Origin of the sequence: Stutzerimonas nosocomialis (assembly GCF_005876855.1) — a bacterium.
GTDB classification, from domain to species: domain Bacteria; phylum Pseudomonadota; class Gammaproteobacteria; order Pseudomonadales; family Pseudomonadaceae; genus Stutzerimonas; species Stutzerimonas nosocomialis.
This window is the reverse complement of sequence record NZ_QLAE01000066.1, coordinates 1-6,016: the sequence shown is the minus strand read 5'-3', so window position 1 is coordinate 6,016 and position 6,016 is coordinate 1. Positions and strand designations below refer to the sequence as shown.

Here is a 6,016-nt window from a genome sequence, read left to right as displayed (position 1 = left end):
TTCCAATACCAGTCGAACCGCTCGCTCGCGGACTTCCGGGGAGTACTTCGTCGTCGTCTTCATGGCTCCATCCTCTCAAGAGTTGGAGCCTCCGGGAAAGCCGGGGCGGTTCAGTTCAATCACTTAGCGTCAGATCGTAGCTCTGCATTTCCCAGCTACGCCTGATTCGTGTGAAAACCTTGCTGTACAGACATCTAAAATACTTTAGCCATAATCGCAGAGCATGCAGGAGGCCATTGCATTGATTATGCGGACCCAATGGGACAGGTAATGAATTGAGGTGTGAGGGACGGCTATCCATTGCCAGAGACTCTATCAAGTGACCCATGATCAGACGCTCAGCGCATGGTTCTGGTTCCCGCGAGACCGTGCTTGAACTGCGAAGCTGTTCCTGGTGCGATCGAAGATGTGGGGGTGAGGTAGGCGCTATAGCGGATCAGTGAGCGCATGTAGTAATGCCAAGCGACTACCTGGTTGCAATATCAGTGCAGCTCCTTTGGAAGGCTGAATCGGACACCTGCTTGACCGAAGCGGTCGCTTGCTGGGCGGTAGCTTTCGGCCAGAAGCAGACAGTCGTTCATGCCCCTTTTTTAGCGTTCTATCGCTCGAAATCGCGCCTGCCTACTGTGGTCAGATCACCTTCCGGAAGTTTCTTGCGGCCCGAACCCTCGCGCTATATCGCATTGAACGATGCGCACACATTACCGCAAGAATCAATGCGCAGTTTTGCATGCTCAGCGCCTACACAACTTTGCTCACAGTAAATTCTTTATCGCAAGACTGCATTTTTTTGAATAAAAAAATTAAAATCTTCATACACCTACATACGGAGAAGGCAAATGAATAATTGGCTGTTTTTGGCTGTTGCAATATTTGGTGAAGTAGTAGCCACATCTGCTTTAAAAGCAAGCGAAGGATTCACAAAACCACTTCCGTCAATATTAGTTGTTTTAGGTTACGGCCTCGCTTTTTACTTTTTATCCCTAGCCTTAAAGACTATTCCCATGGGCATTGCATATGCAGTTTGGGCAGGGCTCGGAATTGTATTGGTGACAGCTGTCGCCTGGGTATTTTATGGGCAGAAACTAGATATTTGGGCGTTCATCGGCATGGCAATGATTGTTGGCGGCGTTGCTGTTCTTAACTTACTGTCTAAAGGTAGCGCCCATTAGGGAAGGTCTGAAGTAACCCGGCGGCGGCAAAAACTGAGTGCAACACCTGACCTTTCCGGTACGGTGCTGCCCCTATGTCTTATACCGAACTCAGCGTTGAAGAACGCGCCACCATTCAAATCGGCCGTGCCCAAGGGTTCAGCCTGCGCAAGATTGCTTGCTTGATCACCCGATCCCCTTCGACCATCAGCCGGGAGCTGCGCCGCAATCGAGATGTCTGTGGCGGCTACTCGGCCCGCATGGCCCAGCAGCAGATGCAGGCCCGCCGCCAACGCTGTCGACCGAAACGAAAGCTCTTGCCGAGTAGTGAGCGCTTCCAGTTGGTGGCCCATATGCTGCGCGAGCGTTTGTCTCCCGAGCAGATTGCCGGCAAGCTGCGCAGCATGAACATTCCCAGCCTCAGAGAAGCCTACGTCTGTCGCGAGACGATCTATAACGCCATCTACGCCCTGCCGGTCGACGAGCTGCGTAAAGAGCTGATCATCTGCCTGCGCCAAAGTAAGACGACGCGACGGCCGCGCTCTGGCGGCGTGGATCGACGCGGCCAGATCCCCGAGATGGTCAGCATCCATGTGCGCCCACCGGAGATCGAAGACCGGCTGATGCCAGGGCATTGGGAAGGCGATCTGATCAAGGGCAAGGCCAACGCCTCGTCTGTAGGCACGCTGGTGGAACGTACCAGTGGCTACCTGATGCTGGTAAAGATGAACGACGCGACGGCGACCTCGGCGATGGAAGGCTTCAGTGCAGCGCTCAATGGCATGCCGCTGGCGATGCGCAAGAGCATGACCTACGACCAGGGCCGAGAAATGGCTCGGCATGCTGAAATCACCCAGCAGACCGGGGTGGCAATTTACTTCTGCGACCCGCATAGCCCTTGGCAACGCGGCAGCAACGAAAACATAAATGGCCTGATCCGCCAGTATCTGCCCAAGGGCACGGACTTGTCGGTACACAGCCAAGAAGAACTCGACGCTATTGCACTGCAACTGAACATGCGACCGCGTAAGCGCTTCGACTTCAAGTGCCCCATCGAAGTTATGGGTGAGGTGATGCAGAAGGCCATGACTATGCGGCATGATGCTCCAGCTTCAATTCAATGACCGTGTTGGGGAGCCCGCAGAATTCGGAAAAAATCGTACGCTAAGGTTTTCCGGGCATTCGTAGCGGGCGGAACTTACCGTCTTCCAGCCTGCGGCTCTGCCGCCAGACGTAATCGCCAGTCAGGTTGATGTGCTCCCAGCCCAGCGGCGACAGGTATTGCAGCAGCTCGCCGTCTACCGGCTTGCCCGTGTCGCCCATCGCCTGGGTGGCGCGCTCCAGGTACACCGTGTTCCACAGCACGATGGCCGCCGTCACCAGGTTGAGGCCGCTGGCCCGATAGCGCTGCTGCTCGAAGCTCCGATCCCTGATCTCACCGAGGCGGTTGAAGAACACCGCCCTGGCCAGGGAGTTGCGCGCTTCCCCCTTGTTCAATCCGGCATGCACGCGGCGGCGCAGCTCGACGCTCTGCAACCAGTCGAGGATGAACAGCGTGCGCTCGATCCGGCCCAGCTCGCGCAGGGCCACGGCCAGGCCGTTCTGGCGCGGATAGCTGCCGAGCTTGCGCAGCATCAGCGAGGCGGTGACCGTGCCCTGCTTGATCGAGCTGGCCAGGCGCAGGATGTCGTCCCAATGGGCGCGGACGTGCTTGATGTTCAGGGTGCCGCCGATCAGCGGGCGCAGCGTCGGGTAGGCCTGCACGACCTGCGGCACGTACAGTTTGGTTTCGCCGAGGTCGCGGATGCGTGGCGCGAAGCGGAAGCCCAGCAGGTGCATCAGGGCAAAGACGTGATCGGTGAAGCCGGCCGTGTCGGTGTAGTGCTCCTCGATCCGTAGATCGGACTCGTGGTACAGCAAGCCGTCGAGCACATAGGTGGAATCGCGCACGCCGACATTCACCACGCGGGTGCTGAACGGCGCGTACTGGTCGGAGATGTGGGTGTAGAACAGCCGTCCCGGCTCGCTGCCGTACTTCGGGTTGACGTGCCCGGTGCTTTCGCCCCGGCCGCCTGCGCGGAAGCGCTGGCCATCGGAGGATGAGGTGGTGCCGTCGCCCCAGTGGGCGGCGAAGGCATGGTGGTACTGGTGGTTGACCAGCTCGGCCAGGGCCGCCGAGTAGGTTTCGTCGCGGATGTGCCAGGCTTGCAGCCAGGACAGCTTGGCGTAGGTCAGGCCGGGGCTCGACTCGGCCATCTTGGTCAGCCCGAGGTTGATCGCATCACCGAGGATTGCGGACAGCAGCAACGTCCGGTCTTTGGTCTCGGCACCGTCCTTCAGGTGGGTGAAGTGGCGGCTGAAGCCCGTCCAGTCGTCCACGTCCATCAGCAGTTCGGTGATCTTGATGCGCGGCAGCAACTGGCTGGTCTGGTCGATCAGCGCCTGCGCCCGATCCGGCACCGCAGAATCCAGTGGGGTGATCTTCAGCCCGGACTCGGTGAGGATGGCATCGGGCAACTCGTTGTCCTTGGCCAGGCGGGTGACGATGGCCAACTGCTCGTCCAGCAGCTGTAAACGCTCTTCCAGGTACTGGTCGCTGTTCGGGTTGATCGCCAGGGGCAGGGCCTGCTCGTGCTTGAGCGCGGCGAACTTCTCTGCCGGCAGCAGATAGTCGTCGAAGTCGCGGAACTGCCGCGAGCCTTTGACCCAGATGTCGCCGGAGCGCAGGGCATTTTTCAGTTCGGACAGGGCGCAGATTTCGTAGAAGCGCCGGTCGAGGCCTTCCGGGGTGATCACCAGCGGCTTCCAGCGCGGCTTGATGAAGTCTGTGAGCGCATCGGCCGGCACCTTGCGCAAGTTGTCGGCGTTCATCTCGCGCAGGGTCTGCACGGCTGCCAGCACGCCTTGCGCGGCCGGTGCGGCGCGCAGTTCCAGTACCTCCAGCAGGGCCGGCGTGTAGCGGCGCAGGGTGGCGAAGTTCTCGCCGACCAGGTGCAGATGATCGAAGCCCTCCGGCCGGGCCAGCAGCTCGGCCTCGCTGACGCTCTCGGTGAACTCATCCCAGGGAATCACCGCCTCGATGGCCGCGTAGGGATCGCTGCCGCTTTCCTTGGCTTCCAGCAGAGCCTGGCCGATTTTTGAGTACAGGCGCACCTTGTCGTTGATCGCCTTGCCCTGCTTCTGGAACTGCTGCTGATGCTTGTGCTTCGCGCTGCTGAACAGCTTGACCAGGATACGGTCATGCAAATCGACCAGTTCATCAATCACGGTCGCGGTGCTCTCCAGCACCACGGCGGCCAGGGTCGCGTAACGTCGCTGCGGCTCGAACTTGCCGAGGTCTTTGGGCGTCATCTGCCCACCCTCGCGGGCCAGCTTGAGCAGGCGGTTCTGGTGGATGTGCCGGCCCAGGCCTTCGGGCAAGTCCACCAGCTGAAATGTCTTCAGCCGCTCGATGTGTTCAAGCATGTGCCGGGAGTTGGGTTTCAGCGGTGCCTGTCGCAGCCAGGTCAACCAGGTGATGCTGCTGCCGGCCTTGAGCTTCAACAGCTCGTCCAGCTTGGCCCGATGCGAGTCCGTGAGTGGTTCGACCAGGGCGCGGTAGACCCGCCGATTGGCCCGCGCAATGGCCTCCGAGCAGGCCCGGTCGATCACGCTCAGCGCCGGCAGGATGCGCCGCTTCTGCCGCAGGCTCTCCAGCGCCTGACCGGCCAGCAGCAAGCTCTTGTCGGTTTGCTGGGCCAGCTCGGTCAATTCGCGCACCAGGACGCGGAAGTCCGACAGGCCGAATGGAGCCAGTTGCAGGTAGGTGCGCAGTTCCTGGGCGTGCTCGCGGCGAGTCACGTCCCGCTCGCCGTACTTCGCCCAGCTCGCCGGCTCGGCCTGAACCTGCTTGGCCACCCACAGGATGACCGGCTCGGGCAGCTCGCTGTCGGTGCCCAGCGCATAGCCGGGGTAGCGCAGCAGGCAGAGCTGCACCGCGAAGCCCAGGCGGTTGGCGTCGCCGCGCCGCTGACGGATCAGCGACAGGTCGGAATCGTTGAAGGTGTAGTAGCGGATCAGGTCATCCTGGCTTTCCGGCAACGCAAGCAGGGTGTCCCGCTCCGTGGCCGAGAGGATCAAGCGACGCGGCATGTATCAGTCGTCCGTGCGGAGGTACTGGTAGAGGGTTTCCCGGCTGATGTTGAACTCGCGGGCAAGCTGCGCCTTGGGCTCGCCGGCAGCCGCCCGCTGCCGCAGGGTAGCAGCCTGCTCGTCGGACAGGGCCTTCTTGCGGCCCCGGTACGCGCCGCGCTGCTTGGCCAGGGCGATGCCTTCGCGCTGCCGCTCACGGATCAGGGCGCGCTCGAACTCGGCGAAGGCCCCCATGACCGACAACATGAGGTTGGCCATCGGCGAGTCCTCGCCGGTGAACACCAGGCCTTCCTTCAAGAACTCGATGCGCACACCGCGCTTGGTCAGCTTCTGCACCAGGCGGCGCAAATCATCGAGGTTTCGTGCCAGGCGATCCATGCTGTGCACCACCACGGTATCGCCTTCGCGGACGAAACCGAGCATGGCCTCCAGCTGTGGACGCTGGGTGTCCTTGCCCGAGGCTTTGTCGGTGAACAGCTTGCCGATCTCGACCTGCTCAAGTTGGCGTTCCGGGTTCTGGTCGTAACTGCTGACCCGGACGTAACCGATGCGTTGTCCCTGCAAGATGCCTCCATGGGCTGGATGGGCGGCAGGGCTTACGTTGGTTTTTGGTTCCATTGCGCCCTAAGCCTTGAATTTGTCAGGCTGAAATCTGTGACCTTGGCAAGCAGGTGTCAAAGAATATGAAAGTAGACTCTATTCTGACGGTGCGGCGCGGCCTTTCCTGACATCCA

4 protein-coding genes are annotated in these 6,016 nt (G+C 60.6%); 2 read left to right on the top strand and 2 right to left on the bottom strand.

The annotated features are described in order from the left end of the window. Positions 1–839 precede the first annotated feature (839 nt). Positions 840–1,172: a Qac family quaternary ammonium compound efflux SMR transporter gene (locus tag DN824_RS22225; RefSeq protein ID WP_081798309.1), complete on the top strand. Its 333-nt coding sequence runs from the start codon at positions 840–842 to the stop codon at positions 1,170–1,172. Positions 1,173–1,246: 74 nt separating this feature from the next. Continuing rightward, the gene (locus DN824_RS22220; RefSeq protein WP_138410494.1) at positions 1,247–2,275 is read left to right on the top strand and encodes an IS30-like element ISPa59 family transposase; all 1,029 of its coding nucleotides are present in this window, start codon (positions 1,247–1,249) and stop codon (positions 2,273–2,275) included. A 40-nt stretch (positions 2,276–2,315) separates the two neighbouring features. Here DN824_RS22220 and DN824_RS22215 read toward each other — a convergent pair whose 3' ends face one another. After that, positions 2,316–5,282 (bottom strand): Tn3-like element TnAs1 family transposase, encoded by a 2,967-nt coding sequence (locus DN824_RS22215; protein ID WP_027590725.1) that lies wholly within the window; start codon positions 5,280–5,282, stop codon positions 2,316–2,318. Positions 5,283–5,285: 3 nt separating this feature from the next. Next, a complete protein-coding gene (locus DN824_RS22210) occupies positions 5,286–5,846 on the bottom strand; it encodes a recombinase family protein (protein WP_015648284.1) in 561 nt (186 codons plus the stop codon). Positions 5,847–6,016: the final 170 nt, after the last annotated feature.